Origin of the sequence: Sorangium sp. So ce1504 (assembly GCF_051521635.1) — a bacterium.
GTDB lineage: Bacteria > Myxococcota_A > Polyangia > Polyangiales > Polyangiaceae > Sorangium > Sorangium cellulosum_B.
In genome coordinates, this window is sequence record NZ_CP150365.1 from 8,700,703 (window position 1) to 8,716,127 (window position 15,425).

The 15,425-nt window shown below is 71.0% G+C and carries 8 protein-coding genes; 5 read left to right on the forward strand and 3 right to left on the reverse strand.

The window, feature by feature from the left end; all coding sequences use genetic code 11:
• Window positions 1-127 precede the first annotated feature (127 nt).
• The gene (locus WMF39_RS32710) at window positions 128-2,629 is read left to right on the forward strand and encodes a M1 family aminopeptidase (protein WP_437740397.1); all 2,502 of its coding nucleotides are present in this window, start codon (window positions 128-130) and stop codon (window positions 2,627-2,629) included.
• 100 nt (window positions 2,630-2,729) lie between these two features.
• On the forward strand, window positions 2,730-3,344 hold the full coding sequence (locus WMF39_RS32715) for a hypothetical protein (protein WP_437740398.1): 615 nt from the start codon (window positions 2,730-2,732) through the stop codon (window positions 3,342-3,344).
• A 311-nt stretch (window positions 3,345-3,655) separates the two neighbouring features.
• Here WMF39_RS32715 and WMF39_RS32720 read toward each other — a convergent pair whose 3' ends face one another.
• Window positions 3,656-4,318, reverse strand: a complete 663-nt coding sequence (locus WMF39_RS32720; protein ID WP_437740399.1) for a hypothetical protein — start codon at window positions 4,316-4,318, stop codon at window positions 3,656-3,658.
• 126 nt (window positions 4,319-4,444) lie between these two features.
• On the opposite strand from WMF39_RS32720, the gene WMF39_RS32725 reads away from it, so the two are divergent.
• From WMF39_RS32725 to WMF39_RS32735, 3 genes are all read left to right on the forward strand, one after another.
• Window positions 4,445-5,623, forward strand: a complete 1,179-nt coding sequence (locus WMF39_RS32725; protein ID WP_437740400.1) for a hypothetical protein — start codon at window positions 4,445-4,447, stop codon at window positions 5,621-5,623.
• A 136-nt stretch (window positions 5,624-5,759) separates the two neighbouring features.
• Window positions 5,760-6,902 carry a hypothetical protein gene (locus tag WMF39_RS32730; protein ID WP_437740401.1) on the forward strand — a complete coding sequence of 381 codons (1,143 nt, stop codon included), beginning with the start codon at window positions 5,760-5,762 and terminating at the stop codon, window positions 6,900-6,902.
• 376 nt (window positions 6,903-7,278) lie between these two features.
• Window positions 7,279-7,767 carry a hypothetical protein gene (locus tag WMF39_RS32735; RefSeq protein ID WP_437740402.1) on the forward strand — a complete coding sequence of 163 codons (489 nt, stop codon included), beginning with the start codon at window positions 7,279-7,281 and terminating at the stop codon, window positions 7,765-7,767.
• A gap of 1,185 nt (window positions 7,768-8,952) precedes the next feature.
• On the opposite strand, the gene WMF39_RS32740 is transcribed toward WMF39_RS32735, so the two are convergent.
• Window positions 8,953-9,939, reverse strand: a complete 987-nt coding sequence (locus tag WMF39_RS32740; RefSeq protein WP_437740403.1) for a right-handed parallel beta-helix repeat-containing protein — start codon at window positions 9,937-9,939, stop codon at window positions 8,953-8,955.
• A 127-nt stretch (window positions 9,940-10,066) separates the two neighbouring features.
• Window positions 10,067-15,169 (reverse strand): protein kinase domain-containing protein, encoded by a 5,103-nt coding sequence (locus WMF39_RS32745; protein ID WP_437740404.1) that lies wholly within the window; start codon window positions 15,167-15,169, stop codon window positions 10,067-10,069.
• Between the last annotated feature and the right edge of the window lie 256 nt (window positions 15,170-15,425).

The window sequence follows — 15,425 nt, forward strand, 5'->3', positions numbered from 1 at the left end:
ACGCGCCCGGGTTCTGTAACTGTCCCGTGGTCAGTTACGCGTCGCTGCGCCGCCGTGGGCTCGGGGGGTCCGAGCGCTGGCGCCTGGCCTCGCGAGATGAATCCCTCTTCCGATCGAAGGAACCGCGATGCACTGCACACTCCAGAAACACCGCCCCGGAGCGCTCCGTGTGGCTTGCCTGCTGCTTGGGTCGCTCGCCGCCGCGTGCTCGGGCGAGGGCCCGGCGCCGCTCGAGGGGAGCGCGTTCGACGTCGAGCGTTACGACCTCCGGGGCGAGTTCGACTGGGAGCGGAGCCGCCTCGTGGCGACGCTGGGCCTCACGCTGTCGCTCACCGGAGACGGCCCGAGGACGGTGGTCCTCGACAGCGCCGTCGCCGAGGTGAAGGAGGTCCGGCGGAAGGGCGGCGGGGCGCTCCCGCACGCGCTCGATCCGCAGCGCCAGGCGCTCGCGATCGACCTCTCGAGCGAGCCCGAGGCGATGAGCGGCGCGCCGATCGCGCTCGAGATCGACTACGAGGCGCTCTCCGGCGACGCCCTCCGCGCGGTGCCGGCGCGCATGGGCGATCCGGTCGCCGTGCGCGCCGTCTACACGGTGTCGGAGCCGCTCGGCGCGTCGCGGTGGATGCCGTGCCACAACGCGCCCTCGGACCGGGCCATCTTCTCGATCGCCATGCGCGTCGACGGCGGCGAGGCGCTGATCGCCAACGGCGATCTCGTCGGCGACGAGGATCTCGGGGCGTCGGGCCACCTCGTCCGGTACGAGACCGCCTACACGCTGCCGCCCTACCTCATGGCGTTCGCGATCGGCGACTTCGAGGTCGAGCGCGGGACGAAGGGCGATCTCCCCGTCGCGGTCTGGCACCGCCGCGGGTTGCCGGGCGATCACGGCAGGATGGTGGACGAGCTCGCGCGCGCGATCGGCCGCTTCGAGGAGCTGCTCGGGCCGTACCCCTTCGAGAAGTACGCGCTCGTGCTCCTGCCGGACTTCTCCGTGGGCGGGATCGAGCACGCGAGCATCAGCTTCCAGCGCGAGGAGCGGAGCACGCAGCCCGCGCTCGCCTCGGATCTCCTGCTCACGACGCACGAGCTCTCGCACCAGTGGTTCGGCGACCTCGTGACGGTGGAGACCTGGGACGATCTCTGGATCAAGGAGGGCATGGCGACGTTGCTCGAGCAGGAGGGCGTCCGCGTCTACACGGACGAGAGCGGCGCGGGGACGCTGAACGGCGACGAGCTCGGCCCCCGGGACGGCGACGCCGTCCGCGATCCGTCGCTCGCGCCGGGCGAGAAGTACACGAGCGGCCCCTACGGCCGCGCCGCCTGGCTGCTCACCCAGATCCGCAGCCTGGCCGGCGAGGAGGCGTTCTGGTCGGCGCTCCGCGGGGTGCTCGAGGAGCGCCGGTTCGGGACCATCGGCACGGACGATTTCCTCGACGCCTTCGCGCCGGCGCTCGGCCCGGAGGCGGCTGCGCGCGCGCGGCGAGCGGTCGTGGCCAAGGCGCTCCCGTGGCTCACGGTCGACCCCGCGCCCTCCGGCGGGGCGTTCGTGACGGTGCACGATCCGGAGGGCGCGCTCGTCGCGCCCCTGGAGCTCGCGTGGGTGGCCAGCGACGGCCCGACCCGCGTGCAGACGCTCACGCCCGGCGAGCGCGTCGAGGTCGCGCCCGCGCGCCCGGGCGAGCTCCTCGTCGTCGATCCGCAGGACCGCCACCCCGAGTGGGCCTTCCTGACCACCGACCGCGATCTCGAGGCCTACGCCGCGACGCTCGCCCCGCGCCGTGTCCCCGCGGACCCCGAGGGCGTCTCGTGCTTCCTCGACGTGGGCGGCGCGCACCAGCTCGCCGCGCTCCAGGACGGCCTGCCCGAGGGGCTCGCGCCCGAGGAGTTCGAGGCGTTCGTCGAGGGCCTCGACGGCGAGGCGGCCCGGGCGGTATCGCTCGCCGCGGCGTGCGACGTCGCGTGCGCGCCGGGCCTCGACGCCGACGTCCGCGGCGCGTGGTCGAGCGTGCTCACCGGCCTCTTCGCTGGAGCGCCTTACAGCTACGGCCTCGACTACGTCGGAAGCTACGCGTCGTGCAGCGCCGTCGTGTCCCCCGAAGCGCTGTTCGCCGAGGACTGGTCCGCGCTCGAGACCGGGCTCGCCTCGGGCGGCGTCTCCGACGTGCGGCTCCAGTACCTGTCCAAGTTCAAGCTGCCGCCCGAGGCGGCGCTCCGCACGTGGGGCAGGGTCGCGCAGATGGCGAGCTCGGTGCGCGCGCGCGTGCTCGCGATCCGGCACCTCGCGACGTACGTGGACGGGCTCGACCCGGCTGCCCTGTCGGTCTTTCGTGCCTTCTTCGCCGGCGTGCTCGGCGCGACCGATGTCTCCGACGTCCTCGCCGCGGATCTCCGCGCCGTGGTGGCCTCCGCCGCGCCCACGGCGGCCGGCAACCAGGGAGCGCTGGACGGCCTCGCCCGGGTGCTCCGCTCGCCCGCGGCCCGCTCGGCCCACCCCGCCGCCGTCTGCGCGGCGTTCGCGTTGACGAGCGGTGACGAGCAGGCTTTCCGCCGCTTCGCCGCGGGGGTCGAGGGCGCCGACGTGACGGACACCACCGCCGAGCTGCTGCGCTCTCCCGTCCATTGCCTCTGACGCTCGCTCGCCACGACATCGCATCTCTCCCCGCCGGCCTCGCTCCATGGCGAGGCCGGCCCTCTACGCGGCAACCGAACGCTGCTATGCTCCGCTGCCCATGTCGGAGCTCGTCCAACTTCTTCGCCAGAACGCCCCGATTGCTCGCATCGCCGAGCACCTCGATGGTCTGACGCACGAGGAGCGCCGCAGCGCCCTGTCGACCACGACGCGCGCGGATCAGCGGGCGCTCTATGCCGCCGCGAGCCACGCCCCCCCGCTCACGCTCGACTTCTTCGTCCCGGACGGCACACCGCGCCGCGTGGCGGTTCATCACGAGGGCAGGAACAGCCTTCCTCTCCCGTCCACATTCCGCTTCTTCGAGAAGCGTTTTGCCTTGCCCGAGGACGGCAGCGCGCGGCTCTTCGGTTACAACGAGGGGCTCACGCGTCCCTGGATTGGCCCGGGCTTCTTCGTCGCGGTCCCGACGGCCGGCAATCCTGCGTGGCAGGAGCGTGGCGCCATCGTGATCGACTACTTCCAGGTCCCTGACGGCCCCGTACCTGACGGTTGGCCCCGGGTCGTCCCCAACACCAAAGGACTCCAGTTCTTCGTCTACAACGGAACCCGTGATTTCATGCGTCGGGTCTCGAAGGACGTGTCCATCGGCGCGGCGTTCAAGGGTGAGCGTTCGCTCGACCACTACTTCACGCTCTGCCGCTCGCCGTCCGCCTAGCCGATCCCTGTCGGATCGTATTCCCCCGTCCCCCATCGACACGGCGATAGGCCCCTCCCCCTCCCAGGCGTTAACCAAGCTCGTTCGGTCACGCTAAGGGCGCGAAGCCGGCCCTCCTCCACCGGTCACCAACGTGAACGTGAACGTTTACGTGAACGTGAACGTTTACGTGGTCGTGGTCGTGGTCGTGGTCGTCAACGATAGGTCGTGAACGACCACGACCACGACCACGACCACGTAAACGACCACGACCACGTAAACGTTCGGATGTAGGAGAACGCGGCGCGAAGCTTGGTGAACGCCTATGCCCCCTAGTTTGGCTGGGTTCCCCCTCCCAGCCGCGACAGCATCCCCTTTCGCAGGAGCCCCACCTTGTTCCGCATCGCGGTCACCTGCTGCCGCATCCCGTCCGCCTGCTCCGCGAGGTCGACGATCCCCGCGGCCGTCGCCGCCTGGGCGAGGGCGCGCGCCTCGTCGGCGAGGCGCCCCATGCGCCCTTCCACCTCGTCCATCGCTGCCACCACCTCGTGGATCTGCTCCGGCGTCGTCGCCTCCCGCTGGCGCGCCGCGGTCTCCTGCACCAGCTGGTTGATGCTCCGCCCCTCCTCCCCGAGCGCCGCGAAGCGCTGGAATAGCTCCCCGAGCTGCTCCGCCCGCCGCTTGATCTCCTCGCCGCGCGCCGCGAGCGCCGTGGCGGTCGCCTCGTGGCGATCCCGCGCCGCCGCGATCGCCGCGATGAGCGACCCGAGCGCCATGCTCACGCGCTGCTGCGCCTCGGCCGCCTCGGTCGTCGACTTCGCCGCGCGCTCGATCCCCTTGCGTGTATCGAGGGAAAGCCGCCGCGCCGACTCCGCGAGCTCCTCGAAGCGCACGAGCTCGCGCTCGAGCGCGCACGCCGCTTCCGCGAGCTCGCCCCCGCCCTTGCCGTGATCGTCCTTCCCACCCCCGCGGCCGTTCTTCTCGCGCTTGTTCACGTCACACTCCCTGCGCTGCCTGTCCACCTCCTGGGAGGCCCCGCCGTTTCGCCTGCAAGCGATGTTCGGACCGGTGTACTGTATCAAAACAGCGGCTCGTACGTCGAACGCACCTCGGAGGAACGGATGCGAAGCGCGTGGCTCGTCCTCGTCGGAGTTCATGCCCTGCTGGGCTGCGGGGCTGCGCCGCGGAGAGAGCCGGCCACCGACGCCGACCCCACGCACGCCGGGGTCGCCGCCCCGAGCGCTGTCCCGGAGGGCTCGACCCGCGAGGCGCGCGCCGCCCTGCGCTCGCCCGAGCAGAAGGAGCGCGCCGCCCTGCGCCCGCCCAGGAGCACGCGCGCCCGCGACACCGCGCCCGAGGCCCCCGAGCCGCGCGCCCCGATCCCGCTGTCCGACAAGGCGAGCACGCCTGTCCGCTCCGCCGGAAACAACCGTCCGCCCGCCCGCTCGCCCGTGAAGGAGCGCGCCCCGATCTCCCGCCCCACCCCCATCCCCCTCCCCGGGAAAGGCAGCGCCGCGCGCTCGATCGAGGCCGACTGCAAGGCGCTCGGCCCGGAGGTCCAGAAAGCCTCGAGGATGATCGAGGTGCTCCGGCAATCCGACCTGAACACGCCGCCCGACGTGCTCGGGAGGATCGCGGATCGGCTCGACCTCTGGGCCCGCGCGGCCGCGGTCCAGGCCTCCGATCCGGATCTCGCCCAGGGCGCCAAGGACATCCGGGAGAGCTTCGCCCGGACCGGCGCCGCGGCCCGCAAGCTCCAGGCGTCGCTCGGCGCTCACGACCGCAAGAAGGCCGGTGTCGCCCGCGCCGGCCTGGAGAGGGAGCTCGACCAGGACGCCAAGGCCGTGAGGGGCATTGCCGCCCGTTGCAAGAGCAACCCCTATGACCCGATCAAGGGCAAAGCCCACATCCCGCCTCACGTCGTGCGGAGCGTCGTCCAGGAGCGCTTCGGCGAGATGCGCGCTTGCTTTGAAAAGGGCCTTCGCCAGAACCCCAAGCTCCAAGGGCGCCTGCCCGTACACCTCGTCGTCGATGGCGAAGGGAAGGTCACCTACGCGGGTGACGCCGACCGCCCGCCCGAGGACGCGCCGCTCCTCATTGCGCTGCCCTCGCCCGGCGCGACGCCGCCGTCGTCGCCCGCTCCCCCGCTCCGCGACGCCAAGGTCGTCGGCTGCGTGCTCGACGTCTTCCGGGGCCTCCGATTCCCCTCCGCCGCAGACCGCAAGAGCGTTGCCACGGTGGTCTATCCCGTCGTCTTCGGTGTGGACGACAACCGCTCTCCAGCGACCTCCTCCAGGTGACGCAGAGCGCAATCGCGGCAGCGAGGCGCTGGCCCCTTGCCGTCCGGGCGAGGCCGACGCCAAGCACGCTCAGCCTCACTTGCGCCACTTGCAAAGTTATTTCCTTCTCAGGGGCCTAAGGGTAAGCATTCCGCCGATGAAGCTCTCGCTCACCGAGCTCCAGGACATCCGCCGCACGCTCGCGGCGCGCATCGTCTTCGGCCTCTCCACGCCCGGCACCGAGATCGCCGCGCTCCCTGCCTATCTCGCGCCGCCGCCGGGAGGGATGATGGGCCGCGCCGTGGTGGTCGACGCTGGCGGCACGAACCTGCGCGCCGCCATCGTGGAGCTCTTGCCGGGCGGCGAGTCGCGCATCGTCGCCGGGCCCGTGCCTGCGAAGTTCCCGGGCGGGCCGGAGATCACGGGCGACGCCTTCTTCGACGTGCAGGCGGAGCTGGTCGAGCGCCTGGGCGCCGTGCACGGCTTGCCGGTGGGGTACTGCTTCTCGTATCCGTCGGAGACGCTGCCGTCGCTCGACGCGCGGCTGCTCCGCTGGACCAAGGGCGTCCAGGTCGCCGGGGTCGAGGGCACCAGCGTGGGCGAGCGGCTCGGCCGGGCGCTCGGCGCGCGGAGGCTCCGGCCCGGTCCGGTCCGGGTGCTGAACGACACGGTGGCGAGCCTGCTCGGGGGTGCCTTCGCGCACGGCGGGTCGCAGCCCGCGGCGTTCATCGGGCTCATCGTGGGGACGGGGACCAACATGGCCACGTTCCTCCCCGCCGGCCGGATCCCGAAGCTCAAGACGGGTCACTTCGTCGCGCCGATGGCGGTCAACCTCGAGAACGGAAACTTCAACCCTCCGCACCTCCAGCCGCTCGACGCGGAGCTCGACGCGAGCTCCGAGAACCCCGGCGCGCAGCGGTTCGAGAAGGCGGTGTCCGGGGCCTACCTGCCCCGGCTCTTCGGGCGGCTGTGTCCGGACCACGACCCGCTGACGAGCTCCGCGGATCTCGTGCGGCTCCGCGACGAGGGCGCTGACGAGGCGCGGCGGGTCGCTGGCGACCTGCTCCAGCGCTCGGCCGACCTCGTGGCGGCGGGGCTCGCGGCCGTCACCGACGTGCTCGACAGCCCTCCTGGGGTCGGCATCCTGGCGGAGGGCAGCCTCTTCTGGGGCGATCCCCGCTATGCGCCGCGGGTGCAGGAGACGCTGCGCGCCCTCGTCGGCTCCCAGGTCGAGCCCCGGATCGCCCGGCTCGAGCACGTCAACCTCATCGGGTCGGCCTGCGCCGCGCTGTTCGCCTGAACGGCTGCGCGCCGCTTCCCTGCGCCGCTCGCTGCGCCGCGCGGGAGGCGCCGGGCCTTTCGGCGCGCAAGCTGCTCGGCCAGGGGGGAGCACAGGGATGCCCGGGGATCTTCGCCATGGCCTGCCTTCGCGGGACCGGTCGAGCGCGGCCGCGCCCGCGTCCGCCTGGCTGTACGGCGTCGCCGTGGGGGGTCCGAGGCGGCAGGATCACACATTTCTGGCCGAATCCGTTTTTTGCGACCACCATGACGCAGCGTTGACCCCCTGGGAGGAGCTCGGCCGGTGATGTGTGAAACAACAGCGCGCTTCGGCTCGACCGGACCGGTCGGGCGGGTGGGGCGCTTCCGGTCGTCGCGGGCGGGCCCCGGTAGCCGGAATGGCTATTGTCGTTAGAGAGATGCTCCCGTCGAACCGCAGACTCGCGTTCCGCAGGCAGCCGCACCTGCTCGACGACACCGGGAGCGTCGGCGTGTGGATCACGCAGCCGGCGGGCATGGTCGTTCAGCTCTTGCGGGAGACGGTGGCGACCGGTGAGGCCGCGCGGTTCATCTCGGTCGACGCGTACCAGAAGCTCGTGGGCGTCATGCGCCCGGGGGAGCGGGCGTTCTTCATCTACGACATGGCGCTCATGGTGCGGTACGAGAGCGAGGCGCGCATGATCCTGACCCAGTGGGGGCTCAACGTGCGCGACAAGATCGAGCACATCGTCGTCCGCCCGCCCCCGGAGATGAACAAGCTCGGGCGCATGGGGATCCAGACGATCGCGGCGGCGATGAGCCTGGCGGGGGTGCAGCTCGACATCGTGGACGACATCGAGCCGTTCCTGCGCGAGCAGAACCTGCGGCCGCGGATCAGCCTCACCTGAGGTCGGGTCGGAGAGGCGAGGCCCTCGGCGCGCTCGCCTCGGCGTCGCCCCTCGGGGCCGCGCCGAGGCGGAGTTGCGAGGTCGCTCCCTCGTCGGGTCGGATCTCGTCTTGACCGGGGCCATCGAGACACGACTGTACCGTCTCGATGGCGGCACGACAGGCGCTCTCGCCGCCGGGGCTGTCAGTCGCCGCGAGGCGCCCTTCAACGTGGTTAATTGAATTGTTCGGATCGCCTCCCGGGGGCTTTTGCGATGTCCTCCGCGGCCTCCTCCCGGGCGGCTCGCTCCGCTCTGCAGTGCTCGCAGTAGCGCTCAGCGTCCCATTGGACGTCCTCGAGGCCCAGCCTCCGCACCCACGCGAGCTCCCACCTCTCCCTCGCGCTCAGGTGGTTCACGTTCCCCGAGCGGGGCATGTCGCTGGTGTTGTTCCGTCGCTGGTGGGACATGGGCGGGCGCTCCTCCCGAGCTGCGGCCGCCCATTCTGCCGTCAACGACGCGGCTCGCCAAGGGCTCTATTACCTAAATCGTCCACGGAAACGATAACTTACGTTTGACTGTCTGAAACTGTCACGGCATCAGATGATTTCTTTTCACTGCTTGCGGCGCTCGCCTGTTGCGAGGTTCCGGGAGACCCCGCTCGCACCTGCCGCGCCGCCTGCTTCCGGTGGACTGCGTCCCTTTGCGGCGCCGAGCGGCGGCCTCGGACCCGTCAGCGAGGAGTCCGCCTGGCCCTTCGGCCGCGCGCTGGCCGACTTCGTTCTCGCGGGTGCGATCCGGGACGTCCCCTTGGCCGCAACGCGCGTCTTGGGAGTGTTCTTTGCCGCAATTCGTGTCTTCGGAGTGTCCTTTGCCACCATGATGCAAGGCTACGAAGCGTGGCGTCCCGAGCGCAACAGCCTGGGCCAGCGCTGGCGCGGAGGTCGGGACTCGCCTCCTGCCCTCGCTGCGCAGCGAAATGCCTCATGAAATTGGAGGACCGGCGGCGCCCCCCGGCACCGCGCAGCACGAAAGCGGCGGCGCCGAGAGGCGTGCGCGCCCGCGCGGCGGGCGGCAAAGATCCTGCGGGAGAGCCGGCGAGAACGGTACGCCGGCGGGGGTGGTGGGGAGATCATGGACTGCGCTGGCGATCAGTTGCCGCCGCCCTGTGGGCGCCCCGCTGCTTCCGCCCGCGAGGTCCAGCTGCGCTCATTGCCCGGGCAGAGGCTCGCCGGTCTCATGGTACACGTTGCCGTGCACCTCGGCCTCGTCCTCGCAGTCGGTCCAGGGCCCATAGGCGCCGATGGTGGGGTAGAACAACGCGCTGAAGCGGTTGTCGACAACTCGGTAGTTGGTGCCCTGCCCGTCCTGCTGGCAGTAAAGGGTGTAGGCCCCTCCGGCCATCAGGTTCTTTTCGATGAGGACGTTCGAGAGAACGCCCGCCGAGACGTCTGGACTGATGATCGCCGAGGTGCCGTCGTTCGCATAGATCGTGTTGTGCCGCAGCGTCACGTCGTGCCCGACATGCGTGATTTGCGCGCCGTCGGTGTGGGCCTCGGCGCTTTGGTAGAGGTCGTGGACGTAGCTGTCTTCGATCAACACGTCCCCGTCGAGATCGAACCCGTTCTCGCAGCCGTGAATGTCGACCCGGCGAACCGTGAAATTCGTATCCCCTACGGCCGTGCCGCTGGTGCCCTGACAGTCGATCTCGGAATCCTCGATCAAGAGCCCCGTCCCCGTGAACGCGCCGCCGAAGCTGCTGACGACGATGGAGCTCGGGCAGCTCACCCTCGAATTCCGAATGACGACGCCCGGGGCATTGACGCTGACGCAACCACGAATGTCTTTGCCGTCGATCACGGTGTATGCATCCGTGATGTTCAAGTCCCCCTCCATGACGGTCAGCAAGGTGCCAGCGGGGACGCCAGTGCAGTCCGCGTCGGGATAGGCGGGGAGCGGACAGGCGGTGTGTCCGCCGCCTCCGCCTGCCGCACCGCCTCCCGAGTCGCCGCCCCCCGCTGCCCCCACGGCGCCCGTGCCGGACTCGCCGGCGCCTGAACCGCTGCCAGCCTCGGTCCCGGCGTCGCTCGTGCCGGAACCGCCCAGTCCGGCGCCGCCGGTAGCGCCCTCGGCTTGCGAGGAACACCCGGCCGCCAAGACAACCACGAGGGCTGCTTGCAGGATTTGATAGCGCATGAAAGCTCGTTTAGCTTGGATCCATCTTCGACGGCCAGCGAATCCTCGGACGTCGGGCGAGCAGACCTGCCGCCACGAAGCCGTGGGCTCCGGCTGCCTCGTGCTGCACGCGGACGTGTGAGCGATCTCAGCGCGCGGGCCGGAGCCCCTCGCCCCTCCTTGGAATCGCCGACCCCGAAAGTGCGCGCGCGATACCCGCCCGAAGCGTCGACAGCGTCGTCATCGCTTGGAGATCCACGCCGAGCTCCACCATCGTCCGCGCCACCTCGGGTCGTATGCCGGTGAACAGCGGCTCGGTGCCGAGCAGACGCAGCGCGTTCGCCACCGACACGAGCGCGGCCACGACGTTCGTGTCCACATACCGCACCCCGGTGATGTCCAGGATCAGCGCGCGCGCGCCGGTCTGCTGCGCTCCCGTGAGCGCCACCTCCATGATCTGCGCCGCCCGCTCCGCCTCCACCGTGCCGATGATCGGCATCACCAACACGTCCTCGCTGATCGGCATCAGCGGCGCCATGAGCTCCGAGAGTCGGGCCTTCTGCGCCTCCACCACCTGCTCCCGGAGCGCGGCGCGCTCCGCCTCGGCGCGCGTCCGGTCTTCGAGCTCGCGCGCGAGCTCGGCATTCGAGCGCGCGAGCTCGCGTGTCCGCTGCTCGACTTCCCGCTCGAGCCGGGCGTTCGCGAGGTGGGCTTCCTCGTTCGCCTCCTGGATTCGTTCGAGGAGCAGCGCGTTCTCGATGGTGATCGATGCCTGCGACGAGAGGAGCCCGAGGAGCTCCACCCGCACCGCAGTGAACACCCCCGCGGTCGCGTTGTTCTCGAGATACAGCATCCCCGCCGTGCGCCCCTGGCTGCTCACCGGCATGCAGAGGATCGAGCGCGTCCTCCGCTCCGCGAGGTACGGGTCCGACGCGAAGCGCGGGTCGCCCGGCGCGTCGTCGAGCACCAGCGCCTCGCGCGTGCGCCACGCGTAGAGCACCGCCTGCTGCGCGAGCTCCGGCTCGTCCTCGAGCAACCGCCTCTGCCCCACCTCGATCGACTCGGGCGAGGCCCGGAACGCCGCTTCGACGAAGAGCCGGTCGTCGCGCGAGAGGAGCAGGATGCCCCGCTCCGCCCCCGAGTTCTCGAGCACGATCTGCATGAGGCGGCACACCACCTGGGAGAGCACGACCTCGCTCGCGATCATCTGCACCGCGCGCAGCACGAGCGCGGCGTCGCGCAGGCTCCCCATCGTGGCCCGACCGAGGAGCGTCGTCTGGGACGTCGCCGACTCCGACGTGCTGCTCTGCGAGCTGGCGTCGCGCTTGCTGATACGCGCGGCGAGGCTGGGGAACTCGAAGAGCAGCGTCTCGGCCTTGGCCGTCGCGCCCCAGTGCAGGTAACCACGGAAGGCGTCGGCCAGGTACCCCTGGGCGGCCCGTTCGCGGCCGAGCGAGAGCAGGAACCGGCCGCACCGCTCGTTCGCGATCGCCTCGTCCTGCGCATACTCATTCTCGCGCGCCAGCTCGATGGCATGGTCGTACTGCTCGATCGCCTCCCAACGCTCGCCCCGCAGCGCGCAGAGCTCCGCGTCGAGGAGCGCGACCTTGTGCTGGAAGTTGCTCGGACAGCTCCGGGCGAGCGCCTCGAGCTGGGCCTTCAGCGGCGTGATGGCGGCCTCATGCTCCTTCCGCGCCTCGAGATCCGCGGCCTCGCGCGCGAGCCCGGCCCGCGTCAAGGCGTCGAGGAAGGCCGCGTTCACCGTCCAGTACAGGCCGGTCACCTCCCCGACGAGCCGCCCCGCATCCGCGGCCGCCGCGAGCGCGGCTTCGTGCTCGCCGTAGAGCACGTGCAGGAAGAGGCGGTAGGCGTGCTCGTAATAGAACGCGATCGGGTGCTCCTTCTCGTTCAGCTTGGCGAACTCCTCGCTGAGCACCACGCCGTCGCTGGTGAGGCTCGTCCGGCCCCGGGTCTGTCCGGTCAGGCAGGCGACAAGCTGCCGCGACGCGGTGACGGTCGCGATCGCGACCGGATCCTTCGTTCGCCGCGCCAGGACGGAGCACCTGTCGATCTCCGCCTTGACCTCCTCGAGCGGAACGCCCGCGCCGATGAGCCACTGCGGCAGGGAGTAGGCCACGGCGATGGCGAGGTAGACGTTGTCCCCGGCCTCCAGCGCGGCGTCCCGCGCCTGGCTCGCATGATCGATCCCGTTGCGGAGCGGCTCGCGCACGTAGCTCGTGCTGGCGAACGTCATGTGCACGCGCGCGGCGAGGGCCGGGCTCTTCCATCGCTCGCACAGCGAGACCGCGAGCCGGCCGAACGCGTGCCCCTCGGCGTGCCGCCCCATCATCAGGCCCAGGATGAAGCTGTAGCTCACGTACGGGAGCGCGCTGGTCTCGGACTGGCCACGCGCGAGCGAGCGGCGCACTTGCTCGACGATCAGCAGCCCGAACAGCGCCTTGCTCACGAAGTACACGGGCAGCAAGAGCTCCGCCATCAGCGTGAAGATCTGCCGATCCTCCGGATCCTCGGTCACCGGAGCGTCGACGAGCGCCTCAATGGAGCGGCCCGCGAGCAAGCGATCCACGTCCTCCACGCCCACCATGACGGCCGCCTGCTGCGCGGCCGGATCCTCGGGCACCGTCACGCCGAGCTCCGCGAGCCCTGAGAGCCCCGCGCGCACCGCGTCGGCATAAAGGCCACGCGTGGACAGGGCCCGGACGCGAAGGCTGTGCACGCTCGCGCGCTCGGTCGCGCTCTCCGCCCGCGCGAGCGCGGTGGCCGTGAGCGCCTCCTCCTCCTCGAACGCGCCGATGAGGTATGCGGCCTCGGCCCCCTCGAGCCAGAGCCCGAAGCACGCCTCGCGATCGCGCGAGAACCCCGCCTCCGAGGCGAGCGCCCGGCCCGCCGCGAAGAGGCTCGCCGCCGCCTCGTAGGCCGTGGCGGCCATGGCCCGCCTGCCGGCGCGCAGATCGAGCCGCGCGATGTCCATGCGCTCGGTCTCGTCCGTGATCGCCTGCGCGCCCAGGTTGAGGTGGCGCACGACCTCGAGCAGGTCCCCGTCCGGCACCTCGCCGCCGCCGCGCGCCGCGAGCAGCCGGCCGATGGCGAGGTGCACCGCCGGCCGCTCCCCATCGGGCACGAGCGCGTAGCAGGCCTCCTTCACCCGGTCGTGCAGGAAGCGGTACGGGACCGCGACGTCGATCGGATCGAGCGCGTCCCCGACCTCTTCGAGGAGCCGGTAGTTGCCGCCGATCGGCTGGACCAGCCCCTCGCGCAGCGCCTCCCACAGATCCGCGGCGACGGCCGCGGGCGATCTCTCGACGATCGTCGCGAGCATGCGGAGATCGAACGACGGGCCGATGCACGACGCGTACATCAGTGCGCGGCGCGTCGCGGGCGCGAGCCGCTCGATCTTGCGCGCCATCAGCGCGAGCACGTTGTCGGTGACCAGCGCGCCCTTCACGCGCGCGAGGTCCCAGACGAACCCGCGCGCCTCGGGGTCGAAGCGGAGCAGCCCGTCGCCCTCGAGCGTACGCAGGAACTGGCCGATGAAGAGTGGGTTCGCGTGCGTCTTCTCCCCGATCATGGCCGCGAGCGGCTCGGCTCGCGCGAGGTCCGTATGCAGCGCCTCGGCCACGATCATCGTCACCGCTGCGGGCGGCAGCGGCCCCAGCGTGAGCTCCAGAGGCTCGATCCCTTCCTCGCGCAGCGCGCCGACCATCGCGGTGAGCGGGTGCGCGGTGTCCACCTCGTCGTCGCGGTAGGCGCCGACCACGCACAGGTGGTGCGTATCCGGATCCGTGAGCAGGCGCTGGAGCAGGTCGAGCGACGCCGGGTCGGCCCACTGCAGGTCGTCGAGGAACACGACGAGCGGGGCGCCTTCGCCCGTGAAGACGGCAAAGAGGCGCCGGATCAAGAGAGCCAGGCGATGCTTCGCCTCGCTCGCGCCGGCCGCCGGCGGCTCCGGCTGCGGCCCGATCACGAGCTCGAGATCCGGGCAGAGATCGGTCATGACCCGCCCGTACTGGCCGAGCGCGGCCTCGATGGCGTGCTTCTTCGCCAGGAGGCTGTCGGGCGGCTCGGCCAGCGCTTGCCGCACGAGCGCGCGGATCACCTGCGAGAAGGCCGAGAGCGGCATGCTCCTCGCCATCGCGTCGAACTTGCCGGGCGCGAAGTACGCTTCGCGCGCCTGGGTCGCGCAGAGCTCGCGCACGAGCGCCGACTTGCCGATGCCGGGCGGGCCCACCACGAGCGAAAGGGTGGCCGCGCCGGATCGCGCCTGGTCGAGCGCGGCCTTGAGCGCGCCGAGCTCGGCCTCGCGACCCACGAGCCGATCGGGCAACACGACGTCCTCCACCAGGTCGTCCCGACCCAGCGGGAACGGCGCCACGGTCCCGCTCGCCTCGAGCCGCCGCTGGCACTCTTCCAGATCCGAAAGGAGCCCCCTCGCGCTCTGGTAGCGATCTTCCGGGGCCTTCGCCAGGAGTCTCATCACGACGTCGGACAGGCCGCGCGGCACGTCCTTGACGACCGCGTGCGGCGGCGCGGGCACCCGCGTCAGGTGCGCGTGAATCGCCTCCGTCGCGTCCGCGGCCTGGAACGGCGTGGCTCCGGTCAGCATGTGGTAGAGCGTCACGCCGAGCGAATACAGGTCCGAGCGCCGGTCGACAGGTCGATTCATCCGGCCCGTCTGCTCCGGCGCGATGTACGCAGGCGTCCCCTCCAGCCCCTCCATCGCCGAAGCCTCCTGGGTCTCCTGGGCCAGGCGGGCGGCGATGCCGAAATCGATCAGGCGCGGCGAGAGCGTCGCCTCGTCGATCATCACGTTGCGCGGCTTGATGTCCTTGTGGATGACATGCCGCCGGTGGAGCGCGTCGAGCGTGCGTACGAGCGGCGCCACGATGCGCAGCGTCGTCTTCGCCTCGAGCCGCCCGCGCCTCGCGATCAAATCGGCGAGGCTTGTCGGGCCGAGGTCCTCGAGCACGAGCGCGAGGCCGCGGCCATGCGGGAGGAGGTCGAGCGCCCGCGGCACGCCCGGCATGGAGAGATCGCGCAAGATCGCGTGTTCTCGCCGGAGCCGGGCGAGCTGGCGGAAGGTCGGGTAATCGCTTTGTGTGACCTTGACGGCGACGGGCGCGCCGTCTCCTCGACGACGACCTCGATACAGAGCCGTTTCGATCCCTTGGTGGACGAGCACGTCCAGCGTGACCCCTGAAACCTCGATGGATTCTCCACTCCTTGAGGGCATGTCGAGGTCGTATCCAGGATTCGGGAGAAATGCCACGGCTCTGTCGGTGAACCAGCCGACAGAACAACGACTCTCGGGGATCGGGATTGCAATCCGTTCGCCGAGCGGGCGAGCCGCGCAGTGGGCTGAGGCGATGGATGAATGCACGGAGCCTCCACCGGACGAGCCTGGCCGGCCTGCACGAGCACCACCATTGACAGGGGCGCGCCGGGAGCACAGGGATCCATCCGAGCCGGAAGGGCTGCATCGCCCCGGC